Origin of the sequence: Acinetobacter sp. AND/436, assembly GCF_049546925.1 — a bacterium.
Taxonomy (GTDB): domain Bacteria; phylum Pseudomonadota; class Gammaproteobacteria; order Pseudomonadales; family Moraxellaceae; genus Acinetobacter; species Acinetobacter indicus.
The window spans coordinates 154,167-174,003 of sequence record NZ_JBMXBO010000002.1; the positions used below are offsets into that span (position 1 = coordinate 154,167).

18 protein-coding genes are annotated in these 19,837 nt (G+C 46.4%); 4 read left to right on the forward strand and 14 right to left on the reverse strand.

Features of this window, described 5'->3' with window-relative positions:
* Positions 1-92 precede the first annotated feature (92 nt).
* Positions 93-869, reverse strand: coding sequence for a TrmH family RNA methyltransferase (locus ACPEPR_RS02510; RefSeq protein WP_168369657.1), 777 nt, complete (start codon positions 867-869; stop codon positions 93-95).
* A gap of 51 nt (positions 870-920) precedes the next feature.
* Positions 921-1,895, reverse strand: a complete 975-nt coding sequence (locus ACPEPR_RS02515) for a class 1 fructose-bisphosphatase (protein WP_075167770.1) — start codon at positions 1,893-1,895, stop codon at positions 921-923.
* A gap of 188 nt (positions 1,896-2,083) precedes the next feature.
* Between ACPEPR_RS02515 and ACPEPR_RS02520 the strand changes: the two genes are divergently transcribed.
* Entirely contained in the window at positions 2,084-2,281 is a 198-nt protein-coding gene (locus ACPEPR_RS02520) for an NF038105 family protein (protein ID WP_005176594.1), read from the forward strand.
* 93 nt (positions 2,282-2,374) lie between these two features.
* Here the strand turns inward: ACPEPR_RS02520 and pal are convergent, their stop codons facing one another.
* The 12 genes from pal to ACPEPR_RS02580 form a co-directional block, all read right to left on the reverse strand.
* Positions 2,375-2,944, reverse strand: coding sequence for a peptidoglycan-associated lipoprotein Pal (gene pal, locus ACPEPR_RS02525; RefSeq protein WP_423561877.1), 570 nt, complete (start codon positions 2,942-2,944; stop codon positions 2,375-2,377).
* A 35-nt stretch (positions 2,945-2,979) separates the two neighbouring features.
* On the reverse strand, positions 2,980-4,263 hold the full coding sequence (tolB, locus tag ACPEPR_RS02530; protein ID WP_373366853.1) for a Tol-Pal system beta propeller repeat protein TolB: 1,284 nt from the start codon (positions 4,261-4,263) through the stop codon (positions 2,980-2,982).
* A 199-nt stretch (positions 4,264-4,462) separates the two neighbouring features.
* Complete coding sequence (gene tolA / locus ACPEPR_RS02535) at positions 4,463-5,647, reverse strand: cell envelope integrity protein TolA (protein ID WP_423561913.1); 1,185 nt, start codon at positions 5,645-5,647, stop codon at positions 4,463-4,465.
* A 3-nt stretch (positions 5,648-5,650) separates the two neighbouring features.
* Positions 5,651-6,103, reverse strand: a complete 453-nt coding sequence (gene tolR, locus ACPEPR_RS02540; protein WP_005176606.1) for a protein TolR — start codon at positions 6,101-6,103, stop codon at positions 5,651-5,653.
* Positions 6,103-6,801 carry a protein TolQ gene (gene tolQ, locus ACPEPR_RS02545; protein ID WP_005176608.1) on the reverse strand — a complete coding sequence of 233 codons (699 nt, stop codon included), beginning with the start codon at positions 6,799-6,801 and terminating at the stop codon, positions 6,103-6,105. Before tolQ ends, tolR begins: the two co-directional genes overlap by 1 nt.
* 22 nt (positions 6,802-6,823) lie before the next feature.
* Positions 6,824-7,237: a tol-pal system-associated acyl-CoA thioesterase gene (gene ybgC, locus ACPEPR_RS02550; RefSeq protein WP_005176609.1), complete on the reverse strand. Its 414-nt coding sequence runs from the start codon at positions 7,235-7,237 to the stop codon at positions 6,824-6,826.
* A 332-nt stretch (positions 7,238-7,569) separates the two neighbouring features.
* Positions 7,570-8,217: a hypothetical protein gene (locus tag ACPEPR_RS02555; protein ID WP_180048565.1), complete on the reverse strand. Its 648-nt coding sequence runs from the start codon at positions 8,215-8,217 to the stop codon at positions 7,570-7,572.
* Positions 8,218-8,303: 86 nt separating this feature from the next.
* Positions 8,304-9,305 (reverse strand): Holliday junction branch migration DNA helicase RuvB, encoded by a 1,002-nt coding sequence (gene ruvB / locus ACPEPR_RS02560; protein ID WP_005176611.1) that lies wholly within the window; start codon positions 9,303-9,305, stop codon positions 8,304-8,306.
* A 296-nt stretch (positions 9,306-9,601) separates the two neighbouring features.
* Complete coding sequence (gene ruvA / locus ACPEPR_RS02565; RefSeq protein ID WP_016660012.1) at positions 9,602-10,204, reverse strand: Holliday junction branch migration protein RuvA; 603 nt, start codon at positions 10,202-10,204, stop codon at positions 9,602-9,604.
* A 188-nt stretch (positions 10,205-10,392) separates the two neighbouring features.
* The gene (locus ACPEPR_RS02570) at positions 10,393-11,733 is read right to left on the reverse strand and encodes a deoxyguanosinetriphosphate triphosphohydrolase (protein WP_005176613.1); all 1,341 of its coding nucleotides are present in this window, start codon (positions 11,731-11,733) and stop codon (positions 10,393-10,395) included.
* Between the two features lie 198 nt (positions 11,734-11,931).
* Complete coding sequence (locus tag ACPEPR_RS02575) at positions 11,932-12,063, reverse strand: putative transporter small subunit (RefSeq protein ID WP_005176614.1); 132 nt, start codon at positions 12,061-12,063, stop codon at positions 11,932-11,934.
* 11 nt (positions 12,064-12,074) lie between these two features.
* A complete protein-coding gene (locus ACPEPR_RS02580; RefSeq protein ID WP_423561878.1) occupies positions 12,075-13,712 on the reverse strand; it encodes a sodium:solute symporter family protein in 1,638 nt (545 codons plus the stop codon).
* A 660-nt stretch (positions 13,713-14,372) separates the two neighbouring features.
* Here ACPEPR_RS02580 and ACPEPR_RS02585 point away from each other — a divergent pair.
* The 3 genes from ACPEPR_RS02585 (at position 14,373) to purL (ending at position 19,753) form a co-directional block, all read left to right on the forward strand.
* The gene (locus ACPEPR_RS02585) at positions 14,373-14,768 is read left to right on the forward strand and encodes a transposase family protein (protein ID WP_423561879.1); all 396 of its coding nucleotides are present in this window, start codon (positions 14,373-14,375) and stop codon (positions 14,766-14,768) included.
* The gene (locus ACPEPR_RS02590) at positions 14,716-15,186 is read left to right on the forward strand and encodes a transposase family protein (RefSeq protein WP_104470204.1); all 471 of its coding nucleotides are present in this window, start codon (positions 14,716-14,718) and stop codon (positions 15,184-15,186) included. Before ACPEPR_RS02585 ends, ACPEPR_RS02590 begins: the two co-directional genes overlap by 53 nt.
* A 733-nt stretch (positions 15,187-15,919) precedes the next feature.
* Positions 15,920-19,753 carry a phosphoribosylformylglycinamidine synthase gene (gene purL, locus ACPEPR_RS02595; protein ID WP_423561880.1) on the forward strand — a complete coding sequence of 1,278 codons (3,834 nt, stop codon included), beginning with the start codon at positions 15,920-15,922 and terminating at the stop codon, positions 19,751-19,753.
* Positions 19,754-19,837: the final 84 nt, after the last annotated feature.

The following is a 19,837-nucleotide window of genomic DNA, read 5'->3' on the forward strand; positions in this document are numbered from 1 at the left end:
AAATAATGGTTCGGTTGACATTACAAGTTATTATTTTTCTAGTGTAATCTATTTTTTTAATAGGGCCAGCCTATTTAATATAAATTAACGTATTAGAGTCGTTGACGTACCATTTCAAAGAAACAGACTGAACCGGCAATCGCGACATTTAAAGATTCCTGTCCGCCCGGTTGTGGAATGGTAACGGCTTCGGCATGTGCTAGTGCGTAATCCGATACACCTTGACCTTCATTACCGAGAATCCATACGCATGGCTGGCTTAAGTCTTTGGCATACAGGCTGGTGGAACGGTGTGAGCTGGTGACATAGACCGGAATTTTAAACTGTTCCAGAATCTCCTCGAGCTGGATATTTTCAAAGGTCTGCAAAGAAAAATGCGCACCCATCCCGGCACGTAATACCCGTGGTGACCATAACGAGGCGGAGCCTTTGGTGCAGACAATTTGCTGGATGCCGGCTGCAGCAGCCGAGCGTAGCAGGGTGCCGACATTGCCCGGGTCCTGGACATTTTCCAAGATTAAGGTATCGGCCTGATAGTCAAGCGCCTGACTGGAACTTGGCAAATCGACAATAGCCAGACAGGCAAGGGTGGTGCCCAAGGTACTTAAATCTTTATATAAAGACTCGCCAATTACAAACACCGTACCCTGATACTGGTCCAGAATATCGTTCAGATCAGGATGTTTCAGGGCATTTTCGGTGGTGAAAATCGCGTTAATTTTCCGGTTTTGTTCTAACCATGCCAGACAAAGGTGCGAACCTTCAAGCACAGTCTGACCTTGTTTTTTACGGTAGCTGTTTTGTTCAATCAAGCCACGTAGGTGCTTAATTTTAGGATTATCTTTCGATTCGAGAAATAAGGTAGGCATGGAGAACATCCACACCTGTGAGCACAGACCCACAGGTGTTATCAGAAAAAATTAAGCGTGGTAGCCAGTAACAAGATCAACTTCGTTTTTAGAACCAATGATCACTGGTACACGTTGATGCAGATCGGTCGGTTCAATTTCCAGAATACGTACACGACCTGTTGTCGACGCACCGCCGGCTTGTTCCATGAGCATACTCATCGGGTTGGCTTCATACATTAAACGTAAACGGCCAGCTTTTTTCGGATCTTTCAGGTCATATGGATACATGAAAATCCCGCTACGGCACAGAATACGGTGAATATCACCCACCATACAGGCCACCCAGCGCATGTTAAAGTCTTTTTCACGCGGACCGGTTTTACCTGCTAGCAGTTCATCAATATAACGTTGAACGGGTGCTTCCCAATGACGCTGGTTAGAGGCATTAATTGCATATTCTTTGGTGTCGGCTGCCACCTGGATATTTTCCGAAGTCAGCAGGAATTCCTGAGTTTCCGGGTCAAAGGTAAAGAACACTACACCTGCACCGACGGTTAAGGCCATCATGGTTGATGGGCCATACAGTACATAACCGGCAGCAACCTGGTGAACACCGGCCTGCATGAAATCAGCTGCTTGGGTCACTGCATTTTTTGCCGGAAGAATCGAGAAAATGGTGCCGACACACATATTGATGTCGATGTTGCTTGAACCATCTAGCGGATCGAACAGCACTAAATATTGGCCATTTTCCTGTGCCGGAGTGAATTCATCCAGTTCTTCTGAGGCTAAACCGCCGACATTGGGATGTTTCTGTAAGGCATCAATCAGGTAATCATTGGAAATGACATCGAGTTTCTTTTGCTCTTCGCCTTGCACGTTCTCATTTTGTGCACTGCCCAGAACCCCAGCCAAGGCGCCTTTTTGTAAAGCCTGATCAATAGTTTTGCAGGTATTGGCAATGGTCTCAATCACCTGTGCAAGTTCAGGGGTTAAATTTCCGCTTTGTTGTTGTAGAAATTGGGACAGGGTGCGATAAGACATAATAGGAAAACTCCGAATAAGAATCGATCGGGCATGATCAAAAAAGCTTTGTCCGATATTTTAGATGAGAACAGCTTAAAAGAAAAATTAAACTCAACTATTTGACGTGATTTTGCCCTTGCAAGTCTGCTAGAAAGTGCTATGTTGATGTGAAGGAACAGAATCAACCAGTATATAGGAGCACACATATGACAACGTTAAAGTTTGATGCGACTCCAACCCCAAGCGAAGGCATTAGTTTAGATGAAATTAGCGCCGACAAGGTCAAAGAGGCCTGGAAGGGGTATGAAGCAAAACCAGAGTACAAGAAATTTAACAAGCACGACATGATTGAGTCGATGCAACCCGCCAAAGATGAAGAAGATGCACAGGCAGATGCACCTTAAATAGAATTTGGCTCAGCTCTTGTGTTTGAGTATTAAAAAAGCGCCCGATGGAGCGCTTTTTTATATTGAGCAACTCTGCTCAATCATGCAATTTTAACGCAGTAAAGGTGGTACCGCTTCGTAGTTGATTTCAACACGGCGGTTTTCTTTCCAGGCACTTTCATCATGACCTGGGTTAACCGGCATTTCTTTACCATAGCTGACCGGTTCCAATTGACCCGGATTCACGCCGGTGGTGACCAGGAAGCTTTCGACTGCTTTGGCACGACGCTCACCAAGGGCCATGTTGTATTCACGAGTACCACGTTCATCGGTATGACCTGTAAGCGCGACTTTCGAGTTGGCATTGGCCATCAGGAATTGTGCATGTGCCTGTAGGGTTTGTAGGTCTTCATTCGACAGTTCGCTGCTGTCATAGTCAAAGTGCACCACACGTTTTGCCAAGAATGCTTTATTGGCTTCAGTTACACCTTGGGCAGATGCACCGGCCAGGTTTTGTGCATTCAAGGCTGCATCATCACTTAAGCCTTGTGTATTGACCGTGGTTGAAGAGGTCGGTGTTTGTCCTGCTTGAACATCGGTTGCAGGCTTACGGTTGGCACAGCCAGTCATCACCAGCGCTGAGGCCAGTACAGGCAATACAAATAATTTTACTGCGTTCATTTTCATCTCCATGAAACTTGGTTGTTCAGTTGCTCTTATTTTGGTGCCCAAGCCGGTTCACGCACTTCACCTTGTTCACTTGGCAAATTCATACGGAAACGACCATCTAAAGACATAATGGACAGCAGGCCACGCGCACCTTCACGGGTTGCATAGACCACCATCTGTCCATTTGGTGAGAAGCTTGGAGATTCATCCAGGCTGGTTGGGGTGAGGATATTGGTAATGCCGGTATTAATGTCCTGAATCGCAACTTTATAATTGCTGCCACTTGGACGATGAACCAGCGCCAGTTTTTTACCATCGGCACTTAAAGTACCACGCGCATTAAATGCGCCGCGGAAGGTCAGACGTTTGCTGCTGCCCGTGTTCAGGTCATAGCGATAGATTTGCACTGAGCCGCCACGATCTGAAGTAAAAATAAACGATTTACCATCGGGTGCGTAGCGTGCTTCTGTATCAATGGCGCTGTCATTGGTCATGCGCTTGAGTTGACGCGTGCCCAGATCCATCTCGTAAATTTCCGGATTGCCGTGCATTGAAGCAGTAAACAGCATGCGTGAACCATCTGGAGAGAAGCTTGGTGCGCCATTTAAGCCACGGAAGCTGGCCAGTTTTTCACGTGAACCGGTAGATAAATCCTGAACATAAATCGCAGGGCGTTTGGTTTCAAAGGACACGTAGGCAATTTTCTTGGCATCTGGCGTCCAGGCCGGCGACAAGATTGGATCGCGTGAAGTCAGAATGGTTCTTGGCTGTTCACCATCGGTGTCGGCAATTTGCAGGGTATAGCGCTGCTCCGGAGTGGCCGGATTCCGCAAGACATAGGCAATACGACCACTGAAATCGCCTTTAATACCGGTCAGTGCTTCATAGATGGTGTCACTGATCATGTGCGCAGCCTGACGGGTACGTGAAGCCGGTACAGTCAGTAATTCGTTTAATAAATACTGCTGCTTTTGCACATCATACAGCTGATAGTGAATTTCAAAGCCACCATCTGCGGTTGGCTTGCTGGTACCAGTCACCACATAAGGTACACCGGCGGCCTGCCAGGCAGCGGCATTAGGACTATTATTTGCTGCACTTGCCGGCAAGTTTTTTGATGAGCTGGTGAATTTGCCGGAACGGTTCAGGTCATTTTCAACAATCGGGTAAATGCTTTGATCATTACTAAACGGAATGATGGCAATTTTCGGGGCTTCTGCAGGTGCTTTGGCAATTTCCAGATGTAGCTGGGCATGGGTTTGAGAGACCATTATTGGACCCAAAGCGGTAAAAATTGCCAAGTAAAGTAGATGTTTAGGCTTCATTTCCATCATTCGCTATTTACTCAAAACATAATTCTTGTTGATGTGATTGTTCTACATAATGCCATGCTTATTTGAGATTTAAAGCAGAGAATTATGACCAAACTGTTATAACACTGTGAAAAGTGAATAAAATTTTGTCGCTTGTTGTGCAGTGTAACTGAAAAATAACAGGCCATCCCGGCTTTTGACAGGATGGCGAGTCAGCTTATTTGGCAGTAAAGCTGGAGGTAAAACTGCGTGCTTCACGGCGTGCATCCGGGTCCGAAGGCATTGGATAGGGTGCAGCGGCACGTACCGCGGCCTCGACACTGGCTTTCATGTCCGGATCACTGGAGTTCACAATCACCGAGGCTACCGAACCGCTGTCGGTCAGCGTAACCCGTGCCGTGGCAGTTTTGCCAGAAGAGCCGACCGGAATATCCCAGGCCCGACGGATCTTGTTTTCAAAATCGCGTTTGGCTGTAGAGGCAATCCGTTTGGCTTCAGCTTTCTTTTGTGCCGCTTCTTCAGCCGCCTGTTTGGCCGCCGAAGCTTTGGCTTCTGCTTCAGCGCGGGCTTTGGCCTCTGCATCGGCTTTGGCTTTCGCAGCTGCATCGGCTTTGGCTTTTTCAGCTGCTTCGGCTTTGCGTTTGGCCTCCGCTTCAGCCTTGGCTTTGGCTGCTGCTTCTGCTTTGGCCTTATTCGCAGCCTCGGCTTTGCGTTTGGCTTCAGCATCGGCTTTGCGTTTCGCCTCTGCATCTGCCTTCGCCTTGGCTGCCGCATCCGCCTTGGCCTTATCTGCCGCTTCGGCTTTACGTTTGGCTTCCGCTTCCGCCTTACGACGTGCATCAAGTTTGGCTTTTTCTGCTGCTTCTGCCTTACGCAGGGCTTCAGCTTCGCTGCGGCGTTTGGCTTCTGCCTCGGCTTTGGCCTGTGCAGTGGCCTTGGCTTTTTCAGCGGCTTGGGCTTTACGTTCAGCTTCTGCCTTGGCGCGCTGGGCCTGTTGTGCCTGTAATTTTTCTGCTTCCGCCTGCGCACGAGCCTCTAGGCGTTTTTGCTGTTCGGCCTGTTGCTGTGCGGCAGTATTGCTTGGTTGTGCTTTGGCCGGTTCTGGGTGAGGCGCAGCTGGCGGTGCGACCGGAATTACCGGGGCATCTTCAACCGGAGTCGCGGTTTGCTGAATCTCGGCTGCTACATTTTTATGTGCGGTCTCAGCAAACTCGGTTTCTTCACGAGTAACTGGGGGTAAATCTTCCGGTTTAATCAGCACGGTCCGAATCTGTTTGGGTGGTTCCGGTGGCTGGCTCATGCCCAGATAAAGTAAACCCACCACGGCAATGACATGCACGCCGAGCGTGAAGCCAATCGCCAGTGCCTTTTGCTGAAACGGTGGTTTTTGCAATCTTTTCATCATTTACTTTAATGGCTCAGTCAGTAAGCCAACCTGAGTTAAACCGGCGTCCTGAAGGCTGCTCATCAGGGCCATGACTTCGCCATACGCACGAGATTTTTCACCTTCAATCACCACATGCAGTTCTTTATTTTCTGCTTGCGCCTGTTGCTGTGCTTCACTTAATACGGCAGTCAGTTCACTGAGTGTTAGCGGCTGACTGGAGTTTTGGGCTTTGTATTTCAGAAAATACTGGCCGTCTTTGTCCAGACTGACCACAGCTGGCGCATCTTTGGATTCAATCGGATTGCCATTGGCCTGCGGCAAATCGACATTGATGCCGCTGGTAATCATTGGGGCAGTGACCATAAAAATGACCAGCAGCACCAACATCACGTCGATGTAAGGCACCACGTTCATATCACTTTTTAAGGGCTTTTTAATACGCTCGAAGCGTCCGGAACGTTGAATGGCCATTAGTCATGTTCCCGTGCTGAACCCAAAGACTGACGTTGTAATAAGGCCACCATCTCTTCAGCAAACAAGGCACGGTCTGAATAGAGGCTTTCACCTTTGGCGGTGTAATGGTTAAAGGCCAGTACAGCTGGAATTGCGGCAAATAAACCAATTGCGGTGGCAATCAGCGCTTCGGCAATCCCCGGTGCAACGGTAGCCAGTGTTACCTGATCGACATCGGCCAGGCCAATAAAGGCATTCATAATGCCCCACACGGTTCCAAATAAACCAATATACGGTGCCACAGAGCCAATGCTGGCCAGCGCGCCTAAGCCTTGTTCCAGTTGGCCTTGGTCACGGCTTAAACCGACACGTAAAATACGTTCGGTACCTTCTAGACTTTGTGCAGTCGGGGCATGACGTTTTTTCAATTTGAGAAATTCACCCAGACCCTGATAGAAAATATCTTCCAGGCCGGTGCGTTTGGAATTGAGTTGGGCGTTGTTATATAGCGTATTTAATTCAGCACCAGACCAGAAGATTTTCTGGAAATGATCATCATCGGCCTGGGCTTTTTTATAACTGAGATGTAACTTGGCGATCAGATACCAACTATACAAGGAGGCCAGTAACAGCACCAACATGACCAGTTGTACCACAGGGCTTGCCTGCAAAATAAGATCAGAGACTTGTAGAGATGATTCTAATTGTGTTGCCATAGTTACGTAGTGCCATAAGTTTTTAGTCTTGGTCCTGTCCTAGCTCTTTTAGAATCAGGCCACGAATTTCATCCGGAAGGCGACGTGGACGCATTTCAGAACTTAAACATGCCAATTCCACCTCACCAGAAGCAAGCATGATTTCACCACGATAAATATTTTGTTGCAATACAAATGACGTTGCTTTACACGAAACAACACTTGCTGTAACAGTAATCAGATCATCCATTAAGATTGGACGCATATATTTGACATTAATTTTATGCACGACAAAGTTATAGTCGTTTTGATGCCAATAATGATCGACGCCGGAAGCACGCAGCCATTCGGTCCGGGTGCGCTCCATGAAACGAATATGATTGGCATGGTATACAATCCCGCCTGCATCGGTGTCTTCCATATAGATACGAATTTGAAATTCAAATTTATTCGCCATGATACTGTTCCATTACAATTTTCAGTTTTGGTCTGGAAGGGCCGTACAGAACTGGATTGAAGTTGTCTGAGGTTCTGTCAAATGCCCGACTGGGTTGGCTTTGCAGTTTAGCATAATGACTTTTTGCTCCTATGGCACAAGGTGTCAAATCCAGTGGCAAAGGTATAAAGAATGTAGAGCCGAGATTGGATATTTATCGTTCGGTACAGGTTGAATTAGGTGAATTGACACGTGATTTATGCCTTTTTTTGCCATGCCGCCTGTGCTTGGTCATTGGCAATTTTGATAGCACTGTTGCCAGTGCTGTTTTAGGCACTGTTGCCAGTGCGGTTTTAGGCACTGTCCGGATGATCGAGGTACAGCCGTTCCACCGCATAATCACGTAGATGCAAGGCAAAATAGCTGCTGATCACGAAAGTTCGCTCAAACTGCTGCGGCTGTTTATTGGCAAAATATTGTCGTAGCTGGAGTAAGCCATACCAGATCATACTAAGAAAGAATGCCGCCACAGATAAGACAATTCCTACAGCGTCTTGAAGCAGATAACTACCAATTCCGCCCAGCACGGCCAGTAACGTCAGAATCAGGGCAAGCTTCTGTTTCGGTTTTACTGAAGTGGATGGTTGGGTATAGGTTTCAATAAAGGGTTTAAGTTCTTCGGAAAAATACAGGCTAATCCAGTGGATGGCGCATAGCTGATCAAAATGGATGGCGTCGATAGACCAGTGCCCATGCCGATGCAGGTCGATCTGTTCAATGCCAGCTTGATCTGCATCAATGATTTTGCCGCGTTCATTTTTAAAATCGAAGCTCAGCCAGTGACTGAGATCGCCTTGCAAAAGCTGGTTCAGATAGTTCAGTTCAGATTCACTGAAAAACTGGAATGGTTTGCCATAAGGTAGGGGGCGGATTGGCTGCAATTGCTCTATCAGCTCATCAAAATGCTGCTGAAGGTGTTGAATTAGTTGTTGTTCGGTCATCATTATTGTTGTTCGAGTATGTATTCAAGTTGTTATTTATCAAAGACCTTCATTACCTCACAGGCAATGAAGGTCCGGGATGGTTGTTATTTGGGTTCCGGTGGGGTCATGCCAAACTGTAAATAAGCCATATTGGTGGCAATCCGGCCACGTGCGGTACGCATCACATAACCTTGCTGAATCAGATAAGGCTCAATCACATCTTCCAAGGTGCCTGAATCTTCCGCCATGGCTGCGGCCAGTGCTTCAACCCCGGCAGGTCCGCCATCAAAACGTTCCAGTAACATCGACAGATAGCGACGGTCTAAGGTGTCTAGGCCATCTTTATCGACATTGAGCATATCCAGAGCGCGCTGGGCCATTGCATGGGTGACTTCGCCGGTGCCTTTGACCTGGGCATAGTCACGTACCCGGCGCAACAAGCGGTTGGCAATACGCGGTGTGCCGCGGGAACGGCGGGCAATTTCTGCCGCGCCTTCTTCGGTCATCGGGACATCCATTAAACTGGCAGAACGTTTTACGATATGGGTCAGATCTTCCACCGAGTAGAATTCTAAACGCTGCACAATCCCGAAACGGTCACGCAGCGGCGAAGTGAGCAGACCGGCCCGCGTGGTGGCGGCGACCAGAGTAAATGCCGGCAAGTCCAGTTTGATCGAACGCGCTGCCGGGCCTTCACCAATCATGATGTCCAGCTGGTAATCTTCCATCGCCGGATAGAGGATTTCTTCAATCACTGGTGACAGGCGATGAATTTCATCAATAAACAGTACATCGCCTTCTTCAAGGTTGGTCAGCATGGCTGCCAAGTCACCGGCACGTTCAAGCACAGGCCCCGAAGTCGATTTCAGGTTGCCGCCCATTTCACGGGCAATGATATTGGCTAGGGTGGTTTTACCTAAGCCCGGTGGGCCGAAAATCAGGGTATGATCGAGGGCTTCGCCGCGGCCGCGCGCTGCACCAATAAAGATTTCCATTTGTTCACGCACCACCGGTTGACCGATGTAGTCATCGAGGGAGGTGGGGCGGATGGCGCGATCAATTTGATCTTCGGGTTTTTCAGAACCACTGATAAGACGGTCTTGCATATATTATGTAAACTTCAGGTAAATACAGTTTAATGGGGCAGACGTCAAAAGCCTTTTTGACGGATGTTCCAAGAAAATTAAATTTCGGGAATAACCTGCGGTTGGCCTTACCTTGCGAAATATATTTCTCATTCGGCAAAAGTAAGCAAAACCATCGTCATTCGCAAAACTCGTCAAAAGATGATTCGTCTCGACTATATCGCAGAAACATTTTTATGCAAATGCTTCCTGCCTGAAACAGTTGCGAATGACATTTTCGCGTATCTCATGCTGGCCTTGAGATGAAATAGAGCTATCTATTTGTTCATCGATTTTAACGCTGCCCGGATAATGTCGCTGGCTTCAGTAAAGTCACCTTTGGCTGCGCTAACCAGTTTTTGTGCTTCCTGTGGTTTGTAGCCTAAGGATTGTAACGCAGCTTCGGCTTCGGCCACGGCAGAGTTGCCCATAAACTGGATTTGTGCGCTGCTGGTGTTGCTTGGTGCATTGCCGGCAGCCATCGCTTTAAAACGGTCACGCAATTCAATCATCAGTCGTTCAGCGGTTTTTTTGCCGACACCCGGTACTTTGACCAAGGTGTTAATATCTTCATGTTCAACCGTGTGAATCAGCATATCGACGCTTAAGGTTGACAGAATGCCGAGAGCCATTTTCGGACCAACACCGTTGACCTTTAATAAAGTACGGAAAATGGTTTTTTCCTGCGCATCCAGAAAACCATATAGCAATTGAGCATCTTCACGGACTGCTAAATGGGTCCATAAGGTGACTTTCTGGCCTTTTTGTAATTGGCAAAATGTAGACAGCGGTGTATCGACTTCATAGCCCACACCATTGACATTTAATAAGACCGTAGGGGCTTCGAGGGCAAACACCTCACCAATCAGACATCCAATCATTCAGTTTATTCACTTCTATTCGGTTAAATTTTTCAGTTCCGAGCCTGTCGTCTGCATCTTGAAGTCATCCACTTTTCTGTGATGCTCTGCGATATACAGCCGATGGGCCGGGGTGTTGCACAAGCAATGTCAGCACGCGCAAAAGTATAAAGCAGTTTTGGAGGTTCTCCCAAAACGGCAGGCTGTACTTAAAAGAATCCGGCTTTATTGCCTTGTAATTCCTGCGCCAGGTTATACGCCTGATGATCCGAGAATTTTGAGATAATATCCAGCACCTGCATGATATTGTCATAGTGATCTGGACCAAAATGGGCACCGGAACGCTGCAAAATCGCCATCAGCCGCTGCTCTTTAAAGCTTAAGGTTTTATGCGGTGTGGTCAGCGGAATAAAGGCATCCAGAATACTTTGCAGGCTCTGATGGGCAATAATTTCCAGACCGGCTTTTTGCGGATGTTCAAAAATTTTATCACGCGCCAGTTCTTTGGCCCGGTTAATGCCAATTTCAATATCGGCCGAGCAATATTGCAGTAAGGTCCCTTTCAGCTGGCCCGAAAGAATTTGGTCATGCTGCTTGGCAAAGGCACTGGTGACTTCATCGACCAGACGTTTCATGACCCGGCCACGTAGCGCGGCAATTTTCTGCTGCCAGGTGGTGCTGTCCAAAGACAGTTCTTCCGGCATGCCATAATCGCCAATCAGGTTCAGGAAAATCGGCTCGACTTCATCATAGCTGAGCATGTTCAGGATAATGCCATCTTCCAGATCAATCAGCGCATAGCAGATGTCATCTGCGGCTTCGAGTAAATAGGTCAGCGGATGGCGGCAATAACGATAAGGTCCGATTTCAATCAGGCCGAGCTGTTCGGCAATCTGTTTCAGAATGTCTTTTTCTGCCTGATAGCAACCGAATTTGGCGCGCTGACTGGCCGGACGATTGCCCTGCGAGGCCATGGTTTTCGACAGCCACGGATATTTTAAATAGGCACCCAAGGTGGCATAGGTCAGACGCATACCGCCATCATGCGGATGATAGTCAATTTTGGTCAGCAGGCGCAGGCCTTGGGCATTGCCTTCAAACTGGCGTACATCGGCTTCCTGTTCCGGACTTAGGTCCTTTAAAAAGTCGGTATGCGAGGCATCATCAAACCATTCACGAATGGCATATTCACCGGCATGACCAAAAGGCGGATTGCCAATATCATGCGCCAGACAGGCGGCTTGAATAATCGCGCCGACATCGGCCGGGGTAATCCACGGAGGCAGTTGATCCTTGATTTTTTCTGCTGCCAGCATCCCCAGTGAACGGCCAATACAGGACACTTCCAGCGAATGGGTCAGGCGGGTATGAATACCATCATGTTGGGTAAGCGGATGGACCTGGGTTTTGCGGTTCAGCTGCCGGAAACTCTGCGAGAAAATAATACGGTCATAATCTTTATGAAACGGGCTACGCGCCTGTTCAGTACTTTGCTTTTTACTACCAATCCGAACTGTCGAAAGCAGTTCTAACCAACGCATCTGTGTCATTTATCATTATTCAATTATTTACTGCTTTGCATCATGCCAAAAAACCAAGCCCAGTACTAGAGTGAGGCGACATGAATTGTCATGGGAATGAAAAGCAGAAAAAATCTTGCTCCTCAATATAGACAAGTGATTCAAACAATATGAAACGGCCATAAAAAAACAGGCCAAATGAGCCTGCTTTTTCATGAAGAGTTAAAATTACACCAGCCCTTCACCAGTTTCCTTGGCTTGTTGTGCATCTTTATAGACATTCAAGCAAATTGTGAACAAGACCAGGCTTGCGATCAACGGCCAAAAAAGTACATATAGGGTCAATAATTGACTAGTCATCTGAAATCTCCTTATTTACTTTTCTCAGATAGCTGGTGAAATTCAATCACCATCTTGTTGATTTGTTTAAAATCAAATCGTTCTTTACTGTAGACCAAGGTCAGAACAGTACAGACCAGAGCACTACTGCCATAAGCAGTCAGTGAACTTAATAAGGTGCCGTATTCACGCAAGAAGCCGATGGTCCATGGCATGAAGCCAATACTGGCCAAGATACCCACCACCAAACCGACTTTTTTGCCGAAGAAACCAAAGGTCATCAGACCCAGCACCACACCAATACCCAGGGTTGCAAGTAGCTCAAAGCCAAGCGCAATCAAGCCCTGGATTGGAATCCATTCAAAACGGACAATCAGGAAGCTGACGAAGGCGAGCCCGACCGACCAGTTAAAGGCACGAGAATTCACTTTGTCCCAATACAGGCTGACAATTACCGGAAATACAATAGACCCCCAAAGTGCACCCACAAAAATCAGCATTGATAAAATGTCAAATTTTAAAGTGGCGATAATGATCCCAAGCATGGTGGCGACAATCATGGTTATACGACCAATAAACAGCATTTTCTTGGGATTAGGTTGGTTTTTGGCAATCTGTTTTCCATAAATGTCAGTCATCACAATCGCAGATAACGCAGACAGATCCGAGTCAGCCGTTGAAGACAGCGCACCGATCACCATGATAAATAACAGGGCCACCATAAATGGAGAGAGATACGTCGCTGCCATTTGTGGAATCAGGTTATTCAAGTTGCCATCAATCGGTTGAATTCCGGCAAACAAGGCCAGTAAGCCGAGCATCCCCAACCCGATCACAATCGCGGCATAACCAATCGTCGCCGTAATAAAACTGGGTTTAATCAAGTCTTCCCGTACCGCAAATAAACGCTGGGCAATGGTCTGGTTACCGATGGTATACGCCAGGACTGCGACGAAGAAAGGCGCACCTTGTTCTAGAAATGCAGTTTTAGAGAAGAAATCGAGCTGTTCAGGCTGCAGGTTGTGAATACCCGTTTGAAACAGGGACGGTCCGCCCAAAGTGAAGAACAGCGTTGGGATAATGATCACCGCCGCCACGATCATCGCCACCAGCTGGCCAAAATCGGTAAATACAGAGGAACGGAAGCCAGACCAGAGGGTATAAGACAGCACACCAATCCCGGTGATCAAGACGCCATGTACAAAGCTTAGGGGAGATAAAATTTCGACCAAGGCACCTGCTGCAGTAAAATTCACCATCAAACTGATGACACTTCCCACAATATTGGAACCTGCCAAAATCATCTGGCTCTGGTTGCCATGGCGGGCATGCATAATTTCTGCCAGCGTATGTGCATTGGGTGCCAACTCACGAAAGCGCTTACCAAAAGGATAAATAAACAAAATCATCAGCGCGCCCCAGAGGCCGTAGTGCAAGGCACCGGAAACGCCGTATTTATAACCTGAAGAGGCAGCTGCATAGAATGACGCTGCCCAAATCCAAGTTGCGGTCATGCTGGCCGCAGACATACCAAAGCCAATAGAACCATTCGAGACCATATAGCCATCGACATTTTCATTTTTTTGTTTAATACGTAACGACAGTACAAAGGTAATGCCGTAAAAAAGCACCATCAATAGTACAGTGGTTGTACTAGTGAATTGAAACATAATTACTCCTTAAGCGAGGCACCTTTATTTTAAAAAACAAATCTTTTGGTGACGGACTAAGGCTCTAAAACAGGCAGAGCATAAAGCTGCAGAAAATGAGAAATCTGGTGTTTAAATATCTAGCCGATATTTGATCCACAGCATAAAAAGATGTACGTAGGTGAGTCCAAAAATGGACCTTGCCTCAGCAATTGAGCTAGAGCTTAACATAAAACCATCAAATTCACTGATGAAGTCAGTGGGAAGTAAGGTTTTTTGCTGATATAGGGGTGATTTTTAGATAAAAAACTATGATTTTGCAGGGTCAAATATATGAATATTTTTTTTAGGGATTACAGTAATTTATAGATTGGATTAAAACTTGTTGAAGTTTGCGTTAATTTAAAATGTTAAAAAAAGTAACAAAAATTAAAAATTCATATTTTTTCGATTTTTACTTGTTGGTCAAAGCTTATATTTTAAACCAATTCTTGTAGAATGAATTGGATGAAATTTATTTTAAATGTTATTTCTTCATATTATTGACAAGTTTTTTTTATGAAAGGTAAGTAATCATTTATCAAATAGATGCAATAGATCTCTTTCATAAATCAAAAAACGATCTTCTTTTTGGTTGATATTTGCACTCCAGATTTCTTGGCATTCATGCATAATCTGCAGATGAAATACATCGATTCAAACAAGCTTTCTGATCCTCAGTTCAAGCGATACACGGGCATCTCATGGTCAACCTTTGATTTAATGGTTGAGCAATTGAAGAAACATGTCCCTGCCAAAGGCAGACCGCCCAAGTTAAGCCTGGAAGACCAGGTTCTGCTCTGTCTAAGCTATTGGCGTGAATACCGAACATTGTTCCATGTCGCAACAAGTTATAGCGTGTCAGAGCCCACAGCCTCAAGAATTGTCCGTCATGTTGAAGACTGCCTGATTCGGTCCAATCTCTTTAATTTATCCAAAGATTTACCCGAGGGCGAAGGCATCGATTGGAATGTTGTGATCGTGGATGCCACAGAAATTCCAATCCAAAGGCCTAAAAAAACAGAAGAAAAGCTATAGCGGCAAGAAAAAGACCCACACCTTCAAAGTACAGGCCATCATTCATTATCAAACTCAAAAAATCCTGAGTTTATGTACGAGTCGTGGTGCCGTACATGATTTCGAACTCTTCAAACGTAACTTGAATCAGATTCCTGCAGGTGCATTTATCCTTGCGGATAAGGGTTATCAGGGAATTTATACAGTGTATCCAAATAGCTTGTTGCCATTAAAAGCAAAGAAGCGCTGTAAACTGGATTCCGAACTAAAAATCTATAATCAGGAAATCAATAAAAGAAGAATTGGAATTGAGCATGTATTTGGCAGTTTGAAAACCTTCAAAATTCTTGCTGAGCGATATCGCAATCGAGGCAAAAGACTAGCATTAAGATTCAATCTAATTGCTGGAATTTATAACTTGGAGCTGAGTAAAAAATGACTTATGAAAGAAATCTAATGATAATTTTAGGGTGGATATTTATATAGGGCTTTTTCCTTGAGAATATCTATATATTATCTACTAGATTATCCCTGATATTAGGAAGTGAAATACATAATGGAAAAAACTCTTGTGACATATTCGTGGTATGAGATTATAAGGGTTGGATTTGCATATTTTCATTCTTTCTTTTAGGTGAATAAATCAAGTTAAACTCAAGAGAATACAGGACGAAAAATAATAGAAATATTGAACGTAAAAATCCCATCTAAGAGGGTGAAGTCTCAGGGTTCAAGGTTCACAAAGGCAAAGACCAAAGGGATCCTGAGCGGATGACAGCAACGCTCTCTTCGGGTGGATATGAGTACTCAGCTTTCAGGATGATTAATTCGTACAAAAAATTTAATTTCTGGTTCTGCAGCAGGCTATTCAGACAATCTAGGACTAGCTTTCATCATGCTTATAGAACTGTTGAAAAATAAGACAATTTTTCTGATGCAAAAAATTATCAATACAGTTTTACTCGATATGAAACAAAATATGATAAGCTGCGCGGCCGGTTCAATTTTTTTGACTGGAAATAAACAGCTTTTTATCAAAACTCTGATCGTTTCGCTGTCAGATTTATCAAATCCTCTCTAGCTGATTGGCTCATTTCACAGTAGAATATGCGCTCTCTTCAAGTCACATTGTGGCGAGGTCCAAAAGATCTGCCCGTGGAGCCAAAATCAGCATGTTTATCGTGGCCGGTGCACCTGCACATTCTTCTTTTAAGAAAACTCAACTATTATCACGTTTATCGTCAATTAGTTCTGTTCAATCTTTCGATAGCCAATGGATCTATCTGTTTGACCAAGCGCTCAACGAGCAGCAGCAACAATCAGCTTTAGAGCTGTTAAATGATGGCGCATCTTTTGAATTACGTCAGCCTGCCAGTGACGAAGTCCAAATTTTAGTGACCCCACGTGTCGGTACCATTTCGCCGTGGTCATCCAAAGCGACGGATATTTTTGCCAACTGTAATATTCCGGTGCACCGTATGGAGCGCGGATTGCTGTTTACTCTAAAAGGCGTAAAAGCGCTTTCTAAAGAAGCATTACAGATCTTGCATGACCGCATGACCGAAAGCGTATTTACTGACATTGCAGATGCAGCCGCACTGTTCGTGGAAACCGCACCAAAACCGTTAAACTCGATTGATATTCTGGGGCAGGGCAAAGAAGCACTGGTTAAAGCCAATAACGAATTTGGTTTTGCACTGTCTGAAGATGAAATTGATTATCTGACTGAAGCTTTCACCAAACTGGGCCGTAACCCGAACGACATCGAACTGATGATGTTCGCGCAAGCCAACTCTGAGCACTGCCGTCATAAAATCTTCGGTTCAGAATGGACCATTGATGGCGAAGTTCAGCCGTTGTCTTTGTTCCAGATGATCAAGAACACCTATAAAGAATCACCAACAGATGTATTGTCAGCATATAAAGACAACGCATCGGTGATTGTAGGTTTTGATACCCAGCGTTTCTACCCAACGCAAGAAGAAAACGGTCAATACGTTTATAAATACAAGAGCCAGGCGGCTCACATCCTGATGAAGGTGGAAACCCATAACCACCCAACCGCAATTGCTCCATTTGCCGGTGCGGCAACCGGTTCAGGTGGTGAAATCCGTGATGAAGGTGCAACCGGTCGTGGTGGTAAGCCAAAAGCAGGTTTAACCGGTTTCACCACATCGAACCTGAACATTCCAGGCTTTGAACAGCCATGGGAAGATAACTACGGCAAGCCATCGCGTATGGCCTCTCCGCTGCAAATCATGATTGAAGGCCCACTCGGTGGTGCAGCATTTAACAACGAATTTGGTCGTCCTGCGCTAAACGGTTACTTCCGTACCTTTGAACAAAACGTCAATGGCGAAGTCAAAGGCTTCCATAAGCCAATCATGATTGCTGGTGGTTACGGGAACATCCGTCCGGATCATGTCGAAAAAGATGCAATTCAACCGGGCGATCTTCTGATCGTGCTTGGTGGTCCAGCCATGCTGATCGGTTTAGGTGGTGGTGCAGCGTCTTCTGTAGACAGCGGTACCATGGGGGAGAGCCTGGACTTCGCTTCTGTACAACGTGAAAACCCGGAAATGGAACGCCGTTGCCAGGAAGTAATTGATACCTGCTGGCGCATGGAAGATGAAAACCCAATCGTATCGGTGCATGACGTTGGTGCGGGCGGTATTTCAAATGCAATGCCAGAACTGGTCAACGATCATGAGCTCGGTGCGGTACTGGATTTACGTAAGATTCCATCGCTTGAGCCAGGCATGTCGCCAATGGAAATCTGGTCTAACGAAGCACAAGAGCGTTATGTACTGGCAATCCGTCCAGAATCTCTAGCGTTGTTTGAATCGATCTGTGCGCGTGAACGTTGTCCGTTTGCGGTACTGGGTGAAGCGACTGAAGCGCGTCATTTAACCGTTGAAGATCCACTTTTTGGCAACAAGCCAGTGGATATGCCAATGCAGGTGATGCTGGGCGGTACACCACGTATGAGCCGTTCATATGAAAGCATCGAGCGTAAAGGCGATGATTTTGATGCAGCTCAAGTGACAGATCTGAAAGATGCGATTTACCGTGTCCTGAAAAACCCGACCGTTGCCTCTAAATCGTTCCTGATCACCATTGGTGACCGTTCGATTACCGGTATGGTGGCACGTGACCAGATGGTTGGCCCATGGCAAGTGCCTGTAGCGGATGCTGCAGTAACAACCACAAGCCTGGTGGGTTATACCGGTGAAGCGATGGCCATGGGTGAACGTCCACCAGTGGCATTATTGAACCCGGCAGCGTCTGCACGTTTAGCGGTAGCTGAAGCGATCAGCAACCTGATGTCTGCAAAAATTGACCAGATTGGCGATATTAAACTGTCTGCAAACTGGATGGCAGCAGCAGGACAAAAAGGTGAAGATCAGGCACTGTTCGAAGGCGTAAAAGCGATTGGTATGGAAATGTGTCCGGCACTGGGCATTGCCATTCCAGTCGGTAAAGACTCACTGTCTATGCGTACGACTTGGAATGACGAAGGTGAAGACAAATCTGTCACTTCGCCAATGTCAGGCGTGATCACTGCATTTGCACCTGTGACTGATGTGCGTAAGACATTAACACCAGAACTGAAAAATCTTGAATCTGTACTGGTACGTATCGACCTGTCTAAAGGCCAATTCCGTCTGGGCGGTTCGATTCTGGCGCAAGTGTACAAAGCGATTGGTTCAGTGACACCAGATGTCGACAGCTTCGATGACTTCAAGGCCTTCTTCGCATTGGTACAAGACTGGAACAACCGTGGCCTGATTAAAGCCTACCACGACATCGGTGATGGTGGTTTGGTGGCCACTGTTGCAGAGATGATGTTTGCGTCACGCTTGGGTGTGGCACTGGAAGATCAATCAGTTGCAGGTCTATTTGCTGAAGAAATTGGTGCTGTGCTGCAAATTACCAAAGCAGATTGGGAAGCATTACAAGCTGAAGTTGCAGCGTCGACATTGAAAGATGCAATTGCGGTTGTCGGTACAGTCAACAATTCTGACCAGTTGGCGGTAAACGGTTTGGTGCTGGAACGTACTGACCTGCAACAGGCATGGGCAGAAGTGTCTTATCAGATCCAGCGTTTACGTGACAACGTTGAAAATGCTGATCAGGAATTTGCCTTAATTGCAGATAAAGCCCATCAGGGGATTATCGCGCAGCCAACTTATGACCTGAACGAGCCGGTTGAAGCACCGTACATCAACACCCGTCGTCCAAACATGGCGATTCTGCGTGAGCAGGGGGTTAACGGTCATGTTGAAATGGCGGCTGCGTTTGATAAAGTCGGTTTCAACACCGTTGACGTACACATGAGTGACTTGCTGGCGGGTCGTATCAGCCTGGATGACTTTGAAGGTCTAGTGACTTGTGGTGGCTTCTCTTACGGTGACGTTTTAGGTGCCGGCGGTGGCTGGGCAAAATCGGTGCTGTTTAATGCCAAACTGCGTGACCAGTTCGAGAAATTCTTTAACCGTCAAGAAACTTTCAGTGTGGGTATCTGTAACGGCTGTCAAATGCTGTCACAATTGGCACCACTGATTCCGGGTGCAGAGCATTGGCCACGTTTCCATCGCAATACCTCTGAAGTGTTTGAAGCGCGTACTGTGAACGTGCGTGTAGAAAAATCAAACTCGATTCTGTTTGATGGTATGGAAGGTTCAATTCTGCCAATCGCGGTTGCGCATGGGGAAGGCCGTGCTGTGGCCAGCGCTGAAGACTTTGCCGCATTAAATGCTGGCAACCAGATCAGCCTGCGTTATGTCGACAGTCAGGGCAATGTGACCCAGCACTATCCACTGAACCCGAACGGTTCTCCAGAAGGGATTACTGGTGTGACCTCTAAAGATGGTCGTGCCACGATTATGATGCCGCACCCGGAGCGTAACTTCCGTGCCGTACAACATTCTTGGAAACCTGAAGAATGGACTGAAGATGGTGCATGGTTACGTATGTTCCGTAACGCACGTAAATTCATTGGTTAATTGACCTTATTTTGAAAAGCCACCTTCGGGTGGCTTTTTTATCGGCGTTTCATCCCAAAATGGGGATAGCTGATTTTGCCCGGC